At 40.5% G+C, this 17,384-nt stretch carries 19 protein-coding genes and 1 pseudogene; 3 read left to right on the top strand and 17 right to left on the bottom strand.

Features of this window, described 5'->3' with window-relative positions:
- Nucleotides 1-317: 317 nt before the first annotated feature.
- The 5 genes from PIL01S_RS29390 to PIL01S_RS29370 all read right to left on the bottom strand — a co-directional run bounded on the left by PIL01S_RS29390 (nucleotide 318) and on the right by PIL01S_RS29370 (nucleotide 6,404).
- Entirely contained in the window at nucleotides 318-1,619 is a 1,302-nt protein-coding gene (locus PIL01S_RS29390) for a family 4 glycosyl hydrolase (RefSeq protein ID WP_127541430.1), read from the bottom strand.
- Between the two features lie 78 nt (nucleotides 1,620-1,697).
- Nucleotides 1,698-3,296, bottom strand: coding sequence for a glycoside hydrolase family 36 protein (locus PIL01S_RS29385; protein WP_218029869.1), 1,599 nt, complete (start codon nucleotides 3,294-3,296; stop codon nucleotides 1,698-1,700).
- A 24-nt stretch (nucleotides 3,297-3,320) separates the two neighbouring features.
- Nucleotides 3,321-4,586: an ABC transporter substrate-binding protein gene (locus tag PIL01S_RS29380; protein ID WP_127541428.1), complete on the bottom strand. Its 1,266-nt coding sequence runs from the start codon at nucleotides 4,584-4,586 to the stop codon at nucleotides 3,321-3,323.
- A gap of 35 nt (nucleotides 4,587-4,621) precedes the next feature.
- Nucleotides 4,622-5,515: a carbohydrate ABC transporter permease gene (locus PIL01S_RS29375; protein WP_127541426.1), complete on the bottom strand. Its 894-nt coding sequence runs from the start codon at nucleotides 5,513-5,515 to the stop codon at nucleotides 4,622-4,624.
- Between the two features lie 10 nt (nucleotides 5,516-5,525).
- On the bottom strand, nucleotides 5,526-6,404 hold the full coding sequence (locus PIL01S_RS29370; RefSeq protein ID WP_246058593.1) for a carbohydrate ABC transporter permease: 879 nt from the start codon (nucleotides 6,402-6,404) through the stop codon (nucleotides 5,526-5,528).
- A 270-nt stretch (nucleotides 6,405-6,674) separates the two neighbouring features.
- On the opposite strand from PIL01S_RS29370, the gene PIL01S_RS29365 reads away from it, so the two are divergent.
- Entirely contained in the window at nucleotides 6,675-7,571 is an 897-nt protein-coding gene (locus PIL01S_RS29365) for a helix-turn-helix transcriptional regulator (protein ID WP_127541424.1), read from the top strand.
- A gap of 52 nt (nucleotides 7,572-7,623) precedes the next feature.
- Here the strand turns inward: PIL01S_RS29365 and PIL01S_RS29655 are convergent, their stop codons facing one another.
- The 8 genes from PIL01S_RS29655 to PIL01S_RS29330 form a co-directional block, all read right to left on the bottom strand.
- Entirely contained in the window at nucleotides 7,624-7,815 is a 192-nt protein-coding gene (locus PIL01S_RS29655) for a hypothetical protein (RefSeq protein WP_371860034.1), read from the bottom strand.
- 1 nt (nucleotide 7,816) lies between these two features.
- The gene (locus PIL01S_RS29360) at nucleotides 7,817-8,215 is read right to left on the bottom strand and encodes a hypothetical protein (protein ID WP_127541422.1); all 399 of its coding nucleotides are present in this window, start codon (nucleotides 8,213-8,215) and stop codon (nucleotides 7,817-7,819) included.
- 39 nt (nucleotides 8,216-8,254) lie between these two features.
- Nucleotides 8,255-8,557 carry a hypothetical protein gene (locus PIL01S_RS29720; RefSeq protein WP_174818746.1) on the bottom strand — a complete coding sequence of 101 codons (303 nt, stop codon included), beginning with the start codon at nucleotides 8,555-8,557 and terminating at the stop codon, nucleotides 8,255-8,257.
- A 209-nt stretch (nucleotides 8,558-8,766) separates the two neighbouring features.
- Entirely contained in the window at nucleotides 8,767-9,765 is a 999-nt protein-coding gene (locus PIL01S_RS29350; protein WP_127541419.1) for a zinc-binding alcohol dehydrogenase family protein, read from the bottom strand.
- A 3-nt stretch (nucleotides 9,766-9,768) separates the two neighbouring features.
- Nucleotides 9,769-10,395 (bottom strand): ABC transporter permease, encoded by a 627-nt coding sequence (locus PIL01S_RS29345; RefSeq protein WP_127541416.1) that lies wholly within the window; start codon nucleotides 10,393-10,395, stop codon nucleotides 9,769-9,771.
- Nucleotides 10,392-11,162 (bottom strand): ABC transporter ATP-binding protein, encoded by a 771-nt coding sequence (locus PIL01S_RS29340; protein ID WP_127541414.1) that lies wholly within the window; start codon nucleotides 11,160-11,162, stop codon nucleotides 10,392-10,394. Before PIL01S_RS29340 ends, PIL01S_RS29345 begins: the two co-directional genes overlap by 4 nt.
- 13 nt (nucleotides 11,163-11,175) lie before the next feature.
- A complete protein-coding gene (locus PIL01S_RS29335) occupies nucleotides 11,176-12,081 on the bottom strand; it encodes a glycine betaine ABC transporter substrate-binding protein (protein WP_127541412.1) in 906 nt (301 codons plus the stop codon).
- A 10-nt stretch (nucleotides 12,082-12,091) separates the two neighbouring features.
- The gene (locus PIL01S_RS29330; RefSeq protein WP_127541409.1) at nucleotides 12,092-12,748 is read right to left on the bottom strand and encodes an ABC transporter permease; all 657 of its coding nucleotides are present in this window, start codon (nucleotides 12,746-12,748) and stop codon (nucleotides 12,092-12,094) included.
- A gap of 137 nt (nucleotides 12,749-12,885) precedes the next feature.
- On the opposite strand from PIL01S_RS29330, the gene PIL01S_RS29325 reads away from it, so the two are divergent.
- Complete coding sequence (locus PIL01S_RS29325; protein WP_127541407.1) at nucleotides 12,886-13,242, top strand: winged helix-turn-helix transcriptional regulator; 357 nt, start codon at nucleotides 12,886-12,888, stop codon at nucleotides 13,240-13,242.
- A gap of 193 nt (nucleotides 13,243-13,435) precedes the next feature.
- On the opposite strand, the gene PIL01S_RS29320 is transcribed toward PIL01S_RS29325, so the two are convergent.
- From PIL01S_RS29320 to PIL01S_RS29305, 3 genes are all read right to left on the bottom strand, one after another.
- Nucleotides 13,436-14,269 carry an SPL family radical SAM protein gene (locus PIL01S_RS29320; protein WP_127541405.1) on the bottom strand — a complete coding sequence of 278 codons (834 nt, stop codon included), beginning with the start codon at nucleotides 14,267-14,269 and terminating at the stop codon, nucleotides 13,436-13,438.
- A 41-nt stretch (nucleotides 14,270-14,310) separates the two neighbouring features.
- Nucleotides 14,311-14,616, bottom strand: a complete 306-nt coding sequence (locus tag PIL01S_RS29315; RefSeq protein ID WP_127541403.1) for a hypothetical protein — start codon at nucleotides 14,614-14,616, stop codon at nucleotides 14,311-14,313.
- Between the two features lie 1,199 nt (nucleotides 14,617-15,815).
- Nucleotides 15,816-16,175, bottom strand: coding sequence for a winged helix-turn-helix transcriptional regulator (locus PIL01S_RS29305; protein WP_127541401.1), 360 nt, complete (start codon nucleotides 16,173-16,175; stop codon nucleotides 15,816-15,818).
- A gap of 133 nt (nucleotides 16,176-16,308) precedes the next feature.
- Here PIL01S_RS29305 and PIL01S_RS29300 point away from each other — a divergent pair, with 133 nt between their 5' ends.
- On the top strand, nucleotides 16,309-16,941 hold the full coding sequence (locus PIL01S_RS29300; RefSeq protein ID WP_127541398.1) for an FMN-dependent NADH-azoreductase: 633 nt from the start codon (nucleotides 16,309-16,311) through the stop codon (nucleotides 16,939-16,941).
- A 204-nt stretch (nucleotides 16,942-17,145) separates the two neighbouring features.
- Here PIL01S_RS29300 and PIL01S_RS29650 read toward each other — a convergent pair.
- Nucleotides 17,146-17,384, bottom strand: a pseudogene (locus PIL01S_RS29650) (zf-HC2 domain-containing protein); the annotation flags it as partial.

Below are 17,384 nucleotides of genomic sequence, written 5' to 3'. Positions count from 1 at the left end.
AGGGTTAGTTCCTCTAGGTTTTTTTTACCTCTCATCTAATGATTAGGGTCATTCACTCAATCATTGCCCCGTAGAATTAAAAAATGTGATAACTTTGAACTATTACTCATAACGCAACTCTTTTTAATTAGATAATGTATACTCACTCTTTACTTTGCTAAAACTGTCTTACTTAATCAATTATTTCCAATCTTTAAGAGATTGAACGTTCTTGCACCCAATCATACAACCTCAAGATAATTAAAGATAAATAAGAAGTATCCGCCTCCAAATCAATCGGATACTTCTTATATTAGGAACAATCGGAGAAAGTTTGTTTATTGAAACTGTGGAAGCAAATCTGTGTGTGCTTTCAACATTTTTTCAACTACAATGTGAGCTGTCTCTTTTTGAGTAATCGCAGGGTCCAATTCAACTGCTAATTTGACCCATTCCTTATCACCAGTAAATGCCGCTTTTACACTGAATTCGTGAATGTCAGAAATTTGATGAATCAGTTCTGCCAACTGTTGTGAAAATGGAGGAACAACTTTAGGCTTCACAACCCCACTTTCAACAGTGACAGGCACTTCCACGATTCGATCTTGAGGTAATTGAGGTATGGCGTAGTTATTGCGCACATTAAGTATTGGCAATTCTACGTAGTTACCTTGTTGAAGTGCTACTGCCAGATCAATGGGATGTTCCCAGCTTGGATTTATAAACAACCTCTGCCAATCCAACTTGCCATCTGCAATATTTAATAATTCCTGCAATCGTTCCTGCCGTTCTTTTGCTGTCCCATGATATGGAGGGGAAGTTGTATAGTGTATGTTCTCACGATATGGCAGGTACTCCGCATGATGGTCTACTGCGCCTGCAGGTACCGCTCCATATAGATTATACCATTCTCTCATAATTCCGAGCTCTCGCTTTGTTTCACTGTCATACTTGCCCCAGTTTGCTTTTACAAGCACATCAATTAATTGAGGAAGCAAACTTTCACCTGTCTGCTTATCCATCATGCTCATCACCCAGGCAAAATGATTGAGTCCTGCCGTTTCCACTGCGATCTCATCCCCTGAACGATTGACCAAACTGGCAAGAAATTCATAACTCTTTGGTCCGCGAAACGCGATATTGCAAAATCCAATACCTTTAATGTTGGAATAGCGTTCGATCGCAGTGACTACACGTGGCATGGGATTGGTTACATCCAGAAGAATTGCATCAGGACAAAGTTTCTCCATATCTCGGCAGATGTCGAGAATCAGCGTCACTGAACGGAATGTATTCAAAAGACCACCGATGCCACCACACTCCCTCGCTTGATCAGACAGTCCATGTTCTGTCAAAATGTTGAAATCTGTTAGCCAACGTTGTGCCCCTTGCGGAGAAGCGGATACGATGACATAATCGGCACCTATTAATGCTTCTTCCCGATCGATAGTCGCCTCAATTTCAAGAGGAACCTTCAGCTCACGAGCCACTCTTCGCCCCGCTCCAGCCATAGCTTCAACGATCTCTTTATTCACATCCACTAATACCAACTTGCCTGAAAGTTTATGCTTCACGATGGCATCTTCCAATACGGTAGGCGCAAACACGAAGCTACCTCCACCTATAAGTACTACTTTCATATGTCTTTCCACCCTTCTTTCTGTCCATTTCCATAGTCAAGTAAGAACAGGATATCGATACTATTGAATTTATATTGATTATCTATCTTCAAGCAAAGCATTCTCGTCCCAGTGAAATTCGACCTCCTGCCCACCAAGAACCCATTTCTCTGGGGAGGTTGTACTCATCCAATCTCTCGCATATCCTATTGGTAAAGACTGTGAAGCTACTTGGTATGCTTTTCGAATCTCTTCTTTTATCTCATTATCGACAATCTCTGGGTCGGCAGAAATAAATAACGGTGTTCCACTACTGGATAAAAGCTTGAGCCACTGTCTGTTCAACTCCCACGGGATCTTATCCGTTATACCCACACAGTCTGCGTCCACTTGGAACAAGGCATTGTGCTGTGGCATACGGAATGCCAAGGTGTTAATCCCCATTTTTCTCGTTCTTTCCCATTCAATACCGCTTGTATCATCACCCGTACGTTGTAAATGTACAAGACCTGCTGCTAGATGACCGATAGTATTACAACCAATGATGACAGTATTTCCGGCCGCCTCACGGATCGCTTTATACAAGTTCACGATGATTTCGGCTGTCGTTTTTGAACGATCTATGAAAGCTTCACGATACGCAAACAGAGAATCATTCATTTCATAACCCCATTTACCAAAAATATCGAATGTCGTGAAATCATGTTTAATCAACATATAGCCCCAATCTACAAATCTACGAATATCTTTTTTTATTAGTTCAAGTACTTCCGGAGCAGAGGGATCTAAGATCGTTGACCCATCTCCGTCACTTGTTCTTCTTTTAAAATAAACCTCTTGCCTTTCACTGGTCAGTAGGGGGCGGTACCATATCCCTGGTTTAACCCCGTGGCCTTTCATTTCATCAGCAAGTCGTTTCATATCGAAGAATCGATTGTTTCCACGGTCCCACGGCCCTCCATTGCAAGATTGTCCGTTAAGACGCACTGGCTGCCATCCGTCATCAATGACCATGTAGGGTCGTGGTCCAGATATCGGTGCAAGTTCTGCGAGCAGCTTGCTATCTTCAATAATATTGTTGTAAGAGCTATTTCCGTAAGCATAATACCAATTGTTACTTCCGTATACGGGCTCATCCGTCTGTAAAGGGTCATCACATAACAATTTGCAAAATTCACAAGCTGCTTCAAATGATGTTTCTTTGGTTAGACCTGTGCGATATATAATTGTAGCCGCATTCAGTATGCGGTCACCAAGCCGTACTCCTTTGGTTCCATTTCTGACATCTAAAGTTAATGTATATCCTCGCGGATCTGTATGCCAGTAACAGATAGCACCTGGGCGTGTCTTCACGCCCAAACCATTAGTGGTTTCTCCTGTGTTAACGAGGAAGTACCACGGGAGTTTCCGGTCAATTACGTGGCCTCTCCACTCCAGATCTCCGTAACCTCTCTCAAAGTGGTCGCCCAGAATTTTCACTTGTTGTGGCCAATGGACATTCCATCGTAGGACTCTATAAAACACTTCAGTTAAAGGTGAGTGAAGACTTACTTCCATTTGCTCACCATTCTTAATAATATCAACAGACGTATCATCTTTTCTCCACTTCCATGTGGAAGTTCCCCTTGTCATTGGTGCTTTGCCCTTCATGGTTTCCACATACACAGTATCTGGTGGAATTGAAGAAAATAATGTCATAATAATTTTCCCTCCATTACTGATTTATTTCATATCAAATTTTTTCCGAATTTGATCCGCGAGCTTTGGTAAGGCGACTTCCGCTCGCTGTTTCCCTCTTGCAATTTCATCCACAACTGGCTGAATTAAATCATGTGCTTGGGCCAGGTTTGGAAATGACGGCATAACTACCGTATTTTCTTTCATTGCCTTTGGAACAGCTTCTACACTTTCCGGGGAGTACTGCCCGTCCAGAAACATTTTATCTGCGCGCTTCACGGAAGGATACGCTCCTACAATATTGGACTGGATATCCTGTCCACCTCCGTGGGTCAGGAACTCCAGAAGCCGCCCCGCTTCATCTGGGTGCTTCGTCTGAGAACCAATGGCAATTGGAAGACCAAGAAGCTGAGATTTATTGCCTGCTTTTCCGGCCGGTGTTTCCACAACATCAAAGGAAAACTTCGTTTCTTCCGTATAAGCTTTCCAGTTCCATGGTCCGCTAAAGGTCATCGCTGCTTTTCCGGCTAGAAACAAATCTCCAAGCCCTTGAGATTCTGCTGTAGTTGGTGCAACATGATGGACCGTCGTTAAATCGGCCACCCACTGAAGGGCTTCAATCGTTTCCGGAGAATCCATCAGTACCTCACTACCATCTTGACTAAAGAGCCCTCCTCCATTAGCAACTATGGCTTCTTGCCATGAATATGAAGCCATTCCGAATTGAAGGGTTCTCCCCTTTTCGTCCCGCTTCGTGAGTTTTTTTGCCGCATCTAAAAACTCATCCCAGGTCCAGTTATCTTGAGGGTAAGTAACACCCGCTTCGTCAAACATATCTTTGTTGTATGCGATATTAATAGTTATCAAATCTCTTGGAAGAACATACAGTTTATCTTCCCATGTGCCTCTTTCCATAGCTCCAGGTAGCCAATCTTCCTTGTTTAACTTCTCTCTATCCATATACTTATTCAGTTCGAGCAGTAAACCTTTTTCTGCAAAATCAGCCAGGTATACGTCTTGTATCCAAACAAGATCGGGTTGGTCGTTTCCTGCGGACATGGTTACAAATTTTTGCATAATGTTATCATAAGGAGCAACGACAATTTCAACACGAATGTCCTGATTTTGTTTTTCAAATTCTTCAATAATTTGACGATCACCATTTACTTCAGCAGGGCCATTCCCCCACATCATGATCCGAATTGTTTTTTGATCTCCCTCTTCTGTCTGCCCTGATTGGGTGCAGCTAGTAAGTAACAAACACATGAGGATTAGGAAGATCAATCCACTCAACGTCTTCATTTTTCTCATCTACATCACCCCTTTTGGTATCATTACGGAGAACATTAGCCCTTTAATCCTGAAGTGGCTATCCCTTGTACAAAATACTTTTGAGCAAAAAAGAACAATACAACAAGCGGTGTGATCACCATCGTACTAGCTGCCATCATAGGTCCCCACAACATTGTATTTTGTCCTTTGAAGGTCTGAATCCCAAGAGATAACGTGAACTTGCTCGTATCATTCAGATAGATCAATGGACCAAAGAAATCATTCCAACTCCCCATAAAACTTAAAATAGCGACTGTTAATAGAGATGGAACGATAAGTGGCAGCATGATATTCCAGAAAATGCGGAAAGGCCCGCATCCATCTATAATGGCTGCTTCATCAAGTTCTTTGGGTATTGTTCTGAAAAATTGACGAAGTAAAAATATGAAATACGCGCTCCCAAAAAAAGAAGGAACAATTAAAGGTAAGAAGGTGTTTATCCAGCCAAGTTTTGCGAAAATTAAGTAGACCGGAATCATGGTAACTTGGGAGGGGAGCATCATCGTTGCGAGTAACATCATGAACCAGAAATTTCTTCCCTTCCCGTTAATACGTGCAAAGCCATATCCAACCAGCGCGCTAGAAAACACCGTACCCACAACAGAAGTCAACGTAACTATAATGGTGTTCTGATAGAATTTCAGGAAGGGTACAAGTTCAAAGACTTCGGCATAGTTCTTCCAGTCCACTTCTTTAGGAATAAGTGAAGGCGGATAACTAATAGCTTCTGCCTCTGGTTTCAATGATGTCCCAATTAGCCATATAAAAGGTAAAAGGAACAAAATAGACATGAACACAAGAAGTATATACGATACAATGCGATCCAAACGTTTAGATGCTTTTTTAGATGCTTGAATACTTTGAAGACTCTGTTCAGATACACTTGTATTTAGAACTGTTTTAGCCATTGTGTCCTCCTTAATCTTCATAGTAGACGCGCTTGCCAAAGACTTTGAACTGAACAACCGTGAAGATGAGAATGATAACAAACAATACCCAAGCTATAGCCGAAGCATACCCCATATTGAAATAGTCAAAAGCATTTTGATATAAATACTGAACCATAAAAAGTGAGGCGTAATTAGGACCACCATTACTCATGACATATGATTGCGTAAAAATTTGGAACGAACCTATCATTCCCATGATTAGATTAAAGAAAATAACATGAGACGTCATGGGGACTGTGATATGGATAAACCTATTGAATCGACCAGCGCCGTCCATTTCTGCGGCTTCGTATAAAGATTGAGGAACACCCTGCAAACCGGCTAGATATATAACCATCCCTCCCCCTGCTCCCCATAGACTCATAATAATCAACGCTGGTTTTACCATCGTTTCACTCGCGATCCAGTCTGATGTTGGCAAACCTATTGAAGATAACATCGTATTTGCAAGTCCGAACTCCGGCTGGAAAATGAGCAACCATAATAACGAGTTGGCTACTGCAGGAACAAGAGAAGGCAAATAGAACAACGTACGAAATGTGCCCATAAATTTCACTTTGGTGTTTAGCAGAACAGCAAGCAGATATCCCACCACCAATCCCAGAGGCACTCCAACAAATGTGTAGTAGAACGTATTCCATAGAGACTTCCAAAAAATAAAATCCTGAGTCACCAAGCGATAATTATCCAATCCAATCCAGTTGGAACCCCCAAATAACTTCCAATCTGTGAAGGACATATACAAGGAGTAAATCATTGGGCCGGCAGTAAGGGCTAAGAAACCAAACAACCATGGTGAAATAAACAGATAGAAATGTTTGGTTCTACTGTTCGTAATACTTCTCAATTCTTATCCACTCCTCGATTGGGTATTAATATAGAGCTAATTAAAATAGAACGCTTACATATGTGAGATAGAGCAACTATAATATAAAATGTCTATTGCTATTGCCCCCTTCCCTATATGAAATGAACATAAGAATTAAATTGATTATAAAGCTATGTAATGAATTTATGGATAACCAACAAGGACGTCAAAAGCATTATTAATGAACCAAATGGGACATAGTTTTTTCTTTTTTATCACTGTAGAACTTTAAATGGGGAGGGATCGAAGATGGAGAAAGCGGAATTTCAACACCTTTTATTTGAGAATAAACGTATGGAAATCTACTTACATGGTGCTCACGAGTCGGGATTTAATAATGCAAGAACGATATGTCAGAGACATTTGCATCATATGATGTTTGAGGTAAATATTGTGCTAGCCGGCTCACAGATCGTGATGTTTAATGACTTCTCATATGAACAGCGTACAGGAGAACTCTTGTTGATTCCGCCAATGACCGTTCACCAGTATAAAACGGAGAAAACTCAATTCACCAAATTTTTTGTTGCTCATATTAAAGTAATCGATGTCGATTTTTTGCAGAAAATCGCTAATATTGCTCCTCTGTTCATTCAGCAAGGAAATTCAGATTTAACGGATCTGATAAAACCGTTGGTTTATGACTTAATGAACAAGCTTAAAAAAAATGCCTCTAATATATCCATTTTCCAAACTATACTGGACATTTCACTTCACATTGAGAATTACTGTGATGAAAAAGCTTCCATGCTCTCTTTGGGAACAGAATTGTCTTACGAAATCGCCAGAAAGATAGATGAACTAGTTGTGTTAGGGATGGATACTGAGGCTGATCTGAACATCAATTGGTTTGAAAATATCTCTGCTAAGCTAGGACGAAGCAGAAGACACTGTAGCCGGGTATTCAAAGAGCATTATGGCATGTCTCCTAGGGAATATCTAACTATTTTGCGGCAGCAAGAGGCCATGCAGTTGCTAATAAATACTGAAGAAACGATTGAACAAATTGCATATCGAATCGGTTTTGGCAACGTGCAAAGCTTTATCAGGCAATTTTACAAATGGACTGGTCTGACTCCGGGAGCCTTCAGGAGACAGGAAATCAATACGCATATGTACTTGACTCCACTTGAACTCCAACCTTAGGAATATCAAAAAAAGGAAGCCCGCCATTCTAATAGGGGCTTCCTGACTTAATTTATTGAACGACTACACTATCAAGATAGATCGATGTTGTACCGCTAGAGTTTACAGGTGAGTTGAACTGAACACCGACTTCCTTCACATCGTGCAAGTTCGCAACACCAGAGAGATTCAATGTCAGCGTTGTTGCATTGGAAGAGTTCATGTTAACAATTCCCGAATCATACCAAGTGTGTCCTGAACCCATTTTAATGAACAGCTTGGCTTGAAGACCACTCCGTAACGGACCAAGGCTCACCTGTTATATTTGAGCCTGTCCAACCCTGTACATTACTTCCTTCAAAATCATATAACGTGCTGCTGCCTCCCGTGTTAAACACGGATGCTTTGACAGCAGTAGCTTTTATTCCGTTCGTGCCATTAAATACGAGGTTCCCCCATGAAGTAAACGTTTGCCAATCATTATTTGAAACAAGATCAAGCCATGAGTTCGCACTGTCATTTCCGGTCCAGGACCAAGCCAGATAGCCGATTCCCTTTGCCTGAGCCTGATTAAGTACCTCCTGTGCATTGACTTGGCTGGCTTGGAGTTCATTTCCGATACAAGATGCATCATTCCATGAACCATACATGTGAATAGAAAACAAAATATTATGATCCGGATCATGATTTAGTAGAGCATTCCCTTATTGTTTCTTATTGATCGTTCCCATCTCACCAATAACGACAGCTCTACCACTCTTAACGAACTTGTTGTACACTGCATCGAACTCTGCATCAAGAGCAGCTTTATCTTGTGCTGTTCCATTTAGATAGACGCCTAATCGGCAATAGGAGCATGTTCTTGTCCATTCCGGGAATCGGTACAAGTTCTTGTCCTTGGCTCGGGACAAGAACTTGTACCGATAAATTAAAAAAGCCGCTAAAATAGCGACTTCAATGGGACCATGTTCTTGTCCCTCGACACTCGTTGGTGGAAACTGGGGCAATCAATTCTTCAGCAAGTTCTTTGCTTGCCGTATTAATAAAGTTCGTGAAACGATACATCAATTGTTTGTTTTCTGTAATCGTCCTATTTAAACCCCTTTCTATTTTCGTGAGCATATGCCCTCACTTAAATTTTATCTCTACTTTAGATAATTGGTAAGTAGGCACCTTAATGTTGCACAGGAACCTTTTTGTAACTATTATTTTATCTTTAGGTTGCAGAGAAGTTATCATTCGTCTCAACAATGTCATTGGATATAACGATCTTACCGTTTGCGGTGTTACTTTCCATTAAAAGATGTGCCTTTCCAATCTCCTCGAGTGTAAAGACTCGGGCAATAGGTGGGACTATAGCATGTTTTTGGATATGCTCAAATAAAGAGATCAGTGTACTTTCTTTGATAATTTCACTGGTGAACGCTGTAAAATACACACCTGTAGGTATATCCACTAAAGGTTCAAAGGCATCAAGAGTCCATTCATTTCCTAATATTCCTGACATGCAACATATCCCTCGTTCTGAGATGAATTGCAAGGACTCCTTTACAGTCGTTGTACCAACCAACTCTAGAACCTTGTTTACCCCATTTGGAGCAATAGCATACACCTGTTCTCTCAAATTCTCATTATCGAGCAGTACATAGTCTGCTCCAGTTTGTTGGAGAAGTGCAAATTTCTCTTTGTCTCGAGTCGTTGATATAACTGTTGCTCCTACACTCTTAGCTAGCTGAAGTGCTGCTAAGCCTACGGAACTTGTCCCACCACGAATAAGTAGCATCTCTCCGGAAATCAATTGAAGACATTCAAATAAGGATGCATACGCGGTATAATACATTTCCGGTATCGATGCAAGTTCAGTCCATTTCATATCGCTAGGAATAGGATACACTTGGTCCGAAGGTATAAGTGCATATTCAGCATAACTTCCGTCAAATGCACGACCTAACCCTCCCATTAATGAAGCGACGGTCGTTCCCTTTATAAATGTGCTATCTGAAGGGTCTTCAATCTCCCCTACGCATTCGATCCCAATAATACGCGGGAATTGAACGGACGGTGAATGCCCCTGCCTAGTGAACATTTCGGAGCGATTTATTCCAAACGCCCTGATTTTTACAAGTACCCACCCAGGCTTGACTATAGGAATAGGTACTTCAGTGATCTGTAGTTCTTTTGGGGTACAGACCCTTTCCAATACAACTGCCTTCATTATTCATCTCTCCGATCTCAAATGTATTCGTTTCTCAAACAGCATGAATATTGCGTTCGTCAAAATGGCAAGTCCTGCTGACAATAAGCCCCCCCACAAAATCTTATCGATATTCATGGTACGTAATCCATCATTTAATATCGTACCTAGCCCTCCTGCATTTATGAAGGCAGCGATGGTTGCCATGCTAATGGTAGTTACCGAGGCAAGTCGAAGGCCTGTAAACAGAGGCTTGATTGCTAAGGGTACCTGGACTTGAAGTAAGATCTGAAATCGACTCATACCGACCCCTGTAGCAGCTTCAATAACAGATGTGTCAACATGATTCAAAGCTGCAATGAACTGACGTAGAAGGATATATTGGTTATAGGCAATGAGCACGGTAATGGCTGTCGTTTTCCCCAATCCGGTCACAGGGATCATGATTGCAAACAAAGCCAAGCTCGGAATGGAATACAAGATTGAAAACATGTAAATGAGTGATCTAGATACCTTATCAGAGGCCAGAGCTACGATGGTTAAGACGATTGCAATGATCACAGAGAGCAGCATGGTCAAAATGAGGATCTCCACATGCTCCAATAATGCATTTCCCAACTTATCCGGATGCTTAATGGCATAGTCGATCATGTTAAGTTCCCCCAGAAACGTTCTTGCTCCTTCGAAGATTGAATGAGTGAGTACACAAAATCATCTGCAGGATGAGTTACAATTTCTCTCGGGGAATCGAATTGACAAACCTTACCCTGATTCATAATCATAACCCTGGTTCCTAGCTTGAATGCTTCATTAATATCATGAGTCACGAACAAAAATGTTTTTTTCATTCCCCCATGAATCTTTAAGAGTTCATCCTGGAGATTTAAGCGCGTAATAGCGTCCAAGGCCCCAAAGGGTTCATCCAGCAGCATAATATTGGGATCGGTTGCTAATGCTCGCGCAAGACCGATTCTCTGTTGCTGTCCTCCGGACAATTGTGAAGGATAACGTCGTTTGAAGTTCTCTGAATCTAATCCAACTAAAGTTAACAATTCTTGTACCCGTTCCTCGATTTTCTTTTTGTCCCATTTCAAAAGACGAGGAACGGTAGCAATATTTTGTTCAATATTGATGTGGGGGAACAAGCCTATTTGCTGAATAACATAGCCAATTTTTCTTCTAAGTTTTACAGGATCAACTCCAGCGATATCCTCGCCAAATATTTTAATAATCCCGTGAGAAGGATCGTTAAGCCGATTCACCATCTTCAATAAAGTTGTTTTTCCTGATCCAGAGGAGCCGAGGATGGTAATAAACTCCCCTTCACTTATCGACAAGTTCACATGATCAACTACATATTCATTGGAATCTGAATATGTTTTACTCACATTATGGAATTCGATTGCTGTTGGATTCATGATAACGCCATCCTTATTTAATGGAATCATAAAATTCTTTTGCCACATCTTCATATTCTTCTTTGTCTACGTCCACTTTTGCGTTTAGTGCGGTTACGGTGTCTGTATCCAATACCGAACTAACCTTATTGATCACTTCAGCGATACCGGGGTCCCTTGAGAGCACATTATCACGGATAACAGGCGCCAAGTTATAAGGTGGCCATACTTGTTTGTCATCTTCCAATAGGGTGAACTTGTCTTTGTTCACCAACTGACCTTCAGTGGTATATGCGGGAGCAACATCAGCCTCGTTGTTTCTAAGTACTTCATATTTCAAACTGTTATCATATACTTTGGATGATTTCCAATTGAGCTTGCCATACACTTTCTCTAAAGCTGGAATACCGTCAGCGCGCTGGTCAACCTCTCCTTGGGAAGCAAATCGAATCTCACCGGCATGTTTTTGCAAGTCGGTAATGGTCTTGATCCCTAATTTTTGTGATACTTCCGTTCGAATAACGAGACCCGCTCCATCATTTGCTTTTGAATAATCGAGCCATGTGATATTGAATTGCTTTTTGTACTCTTCCTTGACTGTTGTATACACTTCATCTGGATCTGTCATCAAATCCATCTTTAAGACGGCCAACAACCCCGTACCTGTGTACTCTGGATACATATCGATATCGTTATTAACAATCGATGAATGAATGATGGAACCCGCAATATTAGGAACACGCTCTACTTGGTACCCCGCACTCTCTAAAGCCAAAGCATAAAGCTCCCCGACAATTAAATTCTCAGTGAAGTCTTTTGAACCAATTCGTATTGTCGATCCATGATTATTCGTTTTATTGCCACATGCGCTCAAAATTATGGACAAAACAAGTGTGATTGAAATGGTTAAAACTAATTTTTTCTTTATGTTCTTTTTCATTTTGTGGACCCTACCTTTGCAAGAATTTATATCTAAACAATACACGTTCAGACAGATCTAAAATGAAGCCTATCCCAATAGCCAGAATCGCTACTGAGATACCACCAATTAAAAGTAAATCCGTTCGATTGAGTCCTAAACCTGTAAAAATAATCTCTCCTAATCCACCAGCTCCAATTTTGGCAGCCAAAGTAGCGCTGGCGATAATTTCAATCGCAGCGGTTTTAATCCCTGTCAAAATCAATGGTCCAGCCACTGGAAATTGGATTTTCCATCTGATTTGTCGTTCAGACATCCCTACACCTTGTGAAGATTCAAGTAGAGACATGGACACACCTTGTAACCCGGATACTGTATTCATTAAGATAGGAGGGATTCCTAAAATAATGAGAGCAACAAGGGCTGGCCTAATTCCAGTACCCATGATAGGAAGCAACAGAAGTAAGATCGCCAGGCTGGGAACAATTCGTAATGTTTGGAATAACGAGATGATCCATTTTTCGGAACGATTGTATTTAGTTGATAAGGTACCTAATGTAATCCCGATAAGTGTAGAACCCATCAATGCCAATAAACTGATCTCTAAATGCTCTTTCCAAGAATTCAAGAACGTTAACATATGATTCGAAAAATAGTCACTCAGTTGCATCCATAAACTTTCTTGCAAACTCCCTCCTCCTTTCATCCATTTTCATTTGCTTTTCTCATCGACAGAATTATAATATAAGCAATGTATTGGTTTTGAAAGTAGGCACCTTTTTGTTATATAGGAACCTAATAGTAACTATTGGAGGCGATAACGTAGTGATTTCAAAAAAAGAGTTGCCGTTGTGTCCTGTGGCAACGACAGTTGGCTTGATAGGTAACAAGTGGAAGTTATTGGTTATGAGGGATCTTTTGAAGGGAACTCAACGATTCGGAGAACTTCGTAAAAGTATCCCGGAGATCAGTCAAAAGGTTCTCACTGAAAATTTACGTTCAATGGAAGAGGATGGAATTGTCATTCGTACTGTTTTTGCAGAAGTCCCTCCGAGAGTCGAATACAGCTTAAGTGATTTAGGAAATTCACTGAAGCCAATTATATTCTCTATGGAAACATGGGGACTCGGGTACCAGAAACTCAATGATGAACTTCCAAACGATACTCATCAGAGTGAATGATTTCACTTTGTTAATCCACGAACATTTCAAAAATAGAATAAGCTCCTCTATATCTCCAAGTTAAGTCAATGGAGGACTCATACGTCCTCCATTGATTCGTAAGAGAAAGTTGATCTTCGAACAACAGCTGCAATATTTCTATTGTATGCAGAAAAACGGGCAAGATCCTCATAAAATGAATGGCTATATAAAATCAAAATGGATATGCGCTGTTTTTAGATACATGAATGATTTCAGATGGAAACCTTGCCTTAAAATATTTTTCGACTTTCAGATGAATACTTTTCTCGTACCATTTGTCCCAGCCGTTCGCCTCAAATAATTTTGGCATCCCTAAACGCTCAGATCTCCTCCCCATTTGACCATCACCAATCAGTAGCGTATCAATCCAAATTCGATCAGTTATGCCTTGTATCATGTTAGCGAAATTAGGTGAAAAAGGTAGCACTGGGGAAATGGATACTTGTGTATGTATCCCTGCATCATTTATCTTTTTCAAGGCTTTAACTCTTAAATCTATTCCAGGAGCATAGGGTGAAAAAAATCGTTTCACATCTTCGCGATCTGTCTCGATTGTCATTGAAACCAGAATTCGACATTTTTCCTTTAATTTCAGTAGTATATCAAGGTCTCTGGCAACCAGAGGGCTTCTAGTTTGAATTTGAAGTGAATCTGGTGGGTTTTTATCCATTTCTTCCAATAGGCTTCTTGTAATGTTTGCCCTCTGCTCTACAGGTTGATAAGGATCTGTGGCTGATGACATGAATATACTTATGGGTTTATTCTTACTTCTTAGAAGAGAGACTTCCCTTAGATAGTTTTCTGCTGCATTTTTCTTGACATCCACCCACAATCCCCAAGGAATATCCTTAAACTTTTGAATAGGCATTTCTCTGACGTAACAGTATTCGCAAGCAAATGCACAACCCGTATAGGGATTTAGTGAATGAGTAAAGCCAATATCTAGATAACCCTTTACTTCGCTTAATATTTTCTTAGACACAATGTCTTTGATTTCAATCGGCATGATATTACCATCCCCTCAATTACTTTCGTTTAATCTCTCACTTAATCGGTTAATTGAACGATCACACTATGCATATCTTCTACAAAAGCAATGGTGCGATCTATATTCTCTATAACTCCCTCGGAATGGTCTCTATTGAGTCGAAGTAACGTTGCATTCTCATTGTTATACGTCATTTGTTCAAATGGATAACGTATAATTTCTGGTGTATTGAAACCAACGCCTAGTTCCATAAAGACAATTCTCTTGTCACCAAATTTTTCTAAGAAATTCCTATATAATTTTTCGGAAATAAGCCATTGTTCATCTTGAACGAAAAAACGGTTGCTTCGTAAATTCGGGTTCATGTCCCCACCGCATACAGGACATTTTGGAACAAGGTATGATGGAATTGCACAATCTATCACCGTGGCAATCATTTCTTCGGTTAGAGACTCATCTCCTCTTGCATTTTAAAAGGATAGAAACTGGATGTATACAGATCAGAAAAACCATATTTATCGATGAAAGGACCAAAAATTAATTCGTTGGTTATAACTTTTGTTCATTACATACGCCACCTGTTTAACCGCCTTTCTTTTATCTTAAAAATTCTCATGCTACTTGAAAAGTAGGCACCTTTTTATTAGATAGGAACCAGAATGTAACTATTGGGTGTTAACAACAAAACAACAAGGTTCCTTCCTATTTTTTGAACTAGGTATACTAAATGTTGCTTTAACGGATTCGGCTCAATACTACGCGTTGGCTTATCGGCCCGGGTGTATCTCTTCTCGAGTCATTTGGTTCAAGAAATGTGAAACCGTCCTTCCAATGCTGCCTATTCAAGTTTTAACTACATGTGCTTTTTTGGGATATACATCTAATCGGGAATAGGAACATGTTCTTGTACATTTCGGCAATAGGTACAAGTTCTTGTCCTCAACTCAAGTTTTAGTACAATATTACGCTTCTTTAATACCTAACCGCAGGTATTTAACCTCTCATCGTTTCAGTTGTTCTATAAAACTTTGAGCATTTTCATTTATCATGGTACTTAAAGTGGTTTTAAGTGTATTCGTTCAATATATAGATATACATCTAATCGGCAATCGGACTATGTTCTTGTCCATTCCGGTAATCGGTACAAGTTCTTGTCCTTAGCTTGGGACAAGAACTTGTACCGATAAAATAAAAAAGCCGCTAAAATAGCGACTTCAATGGGACCATGTTCTTGTCCCTCGACATGTCTTTACAATGTCTGAACGAATTATAAATTTCTCTACTTAGGTAATAGTCTGCTGACGGCTGGAGAACATCGTTGACGACTGTTCTGCCAACTCCCTAAATGCTGTTATTCCTCTGGTCTCCGTTGTAGTTTCTCCATTGGAAATATTCCTGACCCGTTAGCTTAGTGACTAAACGTTAATCGAACTATGCTTTTGCCCATTTCGGAGTCAGTACAAGTTCTTTCCTTGACCCGAAACAAGAACTTGTACCAATAAAATAAAAAAGCCGCTGCATTAGCGACTTTAACGTCTATTAAAGAATAATGACAAAATGAATGCTATTCCGATTCTGTATCTTCATTTTCCGCTTTTTTGAGCTGTTTTCTCTCCACATGGGCCTTCCCCCATTGATGTAAAGTTTCCAAAATCGGAGAAAGGCTCATGCCGTATTCCGTGATGGAGTACTCCACTTTGGGAGGGACTTGAGGATAAACAACTCGCTTCACGATCTCTTCCTCCTCCAACTCGCGCAGATGGAGCGTAAGCATCCTTTGCGTGATATCAGGCAGCAATCTTTTTAATTCATTGAACCTCAAAGGTTCACCTTGAAACAAATGATAAAGAATCATCGGCTTCCATTTGCCGACAATTGAATCCAGCGCAACAACGAATTGACATTGGATAGGGTTCTTTTGCATGTATTCTCCTCCGTTACAGTACCTTTTTTAATACTATACCACATGATTGTGCGTACTTCACAAATAGTATATATGCGATATGATTAATCCAGAAAGTGTATTTAATTCAATTACAGAAAGGAAGTTTTAAATCATGTCAACCGTATTATACATCACCGCACATCCTCTTGATGCTCAGTCATCTTATAGCCTCGCAGTTGGGAACGAATTTATTGAAGCATACCGTGAGGCAAACCCATCAGATGAAGTTGTTTATTTAGATCTATACCAAGAGAACATTCCGGAAATCGATGCTGATGTCTTACACGGTTGGGAAAAGATTCGATTAGGTTCTTCTTTCGATCAATTGACGGATGCTGAGAAATCAAAAGTAGCTCGTCATGAAGCGATTATTGACCAATTCGTGGCTGCCGATAAGTATGTGTACGTCTCACCTATGTGGAATTTCTCGATCCCACCTGTTCTGAAAGCATACACGGATTCGACTTCAATTCCAGGTAAGACTTTCAAATATACGAAGAATGGCCCTGTGGGTCTGTTGTCCGGCAAAAAAGCATTACACATTCAAGCTTCCGGATCCATTTATTCGGAAGGTCCGCTTGCTCCGATTGAAATGGGATACAGCTATCTAAAAAAGATATTACATTTCTATGGAATTCAATCTATTGAGGCAATTTTTGTGGAGGGAACGGCATCATTAGAGCAAGCACCAATTATTAAAGAAAAAGCAATTGCAAAAGCAAAGGAAGTTGCCAAACGTTTCTGATCTCACGTTAATTAAACAAAAGCAGCCAATCACATGAACTGCACCCCAATAGTTAGATATTCTGGCAATTGGAGGTACAGTTCAACATAAATCGGCTGCTTTCTTGTTTTAATTCAACTAACCTTTCCCGTTAGTTGAATTAAAGCAGCTGATCAAATGATCAGCTACTTTCGTGATTTTATTACGCTATCGTTTCCCGTTAGCTTAATAGGTGTCCTGCGCGAAATGAGCTTCGACTTCCGCGCTCGCAGGCGGCAGTTCCATTCCTTTTTTCCACACGAGTACGGGGTCCTTTTCGCTTCCGAAGTAAAGCGCCTCGATGGCTTTGCCGCTACCGTGGTTCGCTTGGTAAGCATTGTTTTCTGCTTCGCCGAACGTGTAGTACATATTGAACAGTCCCACTTCGGTGATCGGTTTCTTCTTCAAAATGGGACGTACCGGGG

It is taken from the genome of Paenibacillus illinoisensis NBRC 15959 (genome assembly GCF_004000925.1).
Classification (GTDB): domain Bacteria; phylum Bacillota; class Bacilli; order Paenibacillales; family Paenibacillaceae; genus Paenibacillus; species Paenibacillus illinoisensis.
The sequence above is the reverse complement of the archived record's forward strand: the minus strand, read 5'-3'. Positions and strand labels throughout refer to the sequence as shown.

Excerpts from the sequence above, each read along its gene's own strand:
- PIL01S_RS29390 (WP_127541430.1), bottom strand. The coding sequence starts at position 1,619 with ATGAAAGTAGTACTTATAGGTGGAGGTAGCTTCGTGTTTGCGCCTACC.
- PIL01S_RS29385 (WP_218029869.1), bottom strand. The coding sequence starts at position 3,296 with ATGACATTATTTTCTTCAATTCCACCAGATACTGTGTATGTGGAAACC.
- PIL01S_RS29380 (WP_127541428.1), bottom strand. The coding sequence starts at position 4,586 with ATGAGAAAAATGAAGACGTTGAGTGGATTGATCTTCCTAATCCTCATG.
- PIL01S_RS29375 (WP_127541426.1), bottom strand. The coding sequence starts at position 5,515 with ATGGCTAAAACAGTTCTAAATACAAGTGTATCTGAACAGAGTCTTCAA.
- PIL01S_RS29365 (WP_127541424.1), top strand. The coding sequence starts at position 6,675 with ATGGAGAAAGCGGAATTTCAACACCTTTTATTTGAGAATAAACGTATG.
- PIL01S_RS29655 (WP_371860034.1), bottom strand. The coding sequence starts at position 7,815 with ATGGGTTCAGGACACACTTGGTATGATTCGGGAATTGTTAACATGAAC.
- PIL01S_RS29350 (WP_127541419.1), bottom strand. The coding sequence starts at position 9,765 with ATGAAGGCAGTTGTATTGGAAAGGGTCTGTACCCCAAAAGAACTACAG.
- PIL01S_RS29345 (WP_127541416.1), bottom strand. The coding sequence starts at position 10,395 with ATGATCGACTATGCCATTAAGCATCCGGATAAGTTGGGAAATGCATTA.
- PIL01S_RS29340 (WP_127541414.1), bottom strand. The coding sequence starts at position 11,162 with ATGAATCCAACAGCAATCGAATTCCATAATGTGAGTAAAACATATTCA.
- PIL01S_RS29335 (WP_127541412.1), bottom strand. The coding sequence starts at position 12,081 with ATGAAAAAGAACATAAAGAAAAAATTAGTTTTAACCATTTCAATCACA.
- PIL01S_RS29320 (WP_127541405.1), bottom strand. The coding sequence starts at position 14,269 with ATGCCGATTGAAATCAAAGACATTGTGTCTAAGAAAATATTAAGCGAA.
- PIL01S_RS29315 (WP_127541403.1), bottom strand. The coding sequence starts at position 14,616 with ATGAACCCGAATTTACGAAGCAACCGTTTTTTCGTTCAAGATGAACAA.
- PIL01S_RS29305 (WP_127541401.1), bottom strand. The coding sequence starts at position 16,175 with ATGCAAAAGAACCCTATCCAATGTCAATTCGTTGTTGCGCTGGATTCA.
- PIL01S_RS29300 (WP_127541398.1), top strand. The coding sequence starts at position 16,309 with ATGTCAACCGTATTATACATCACCGCACATCCTCTTGATGCTCAGTCA.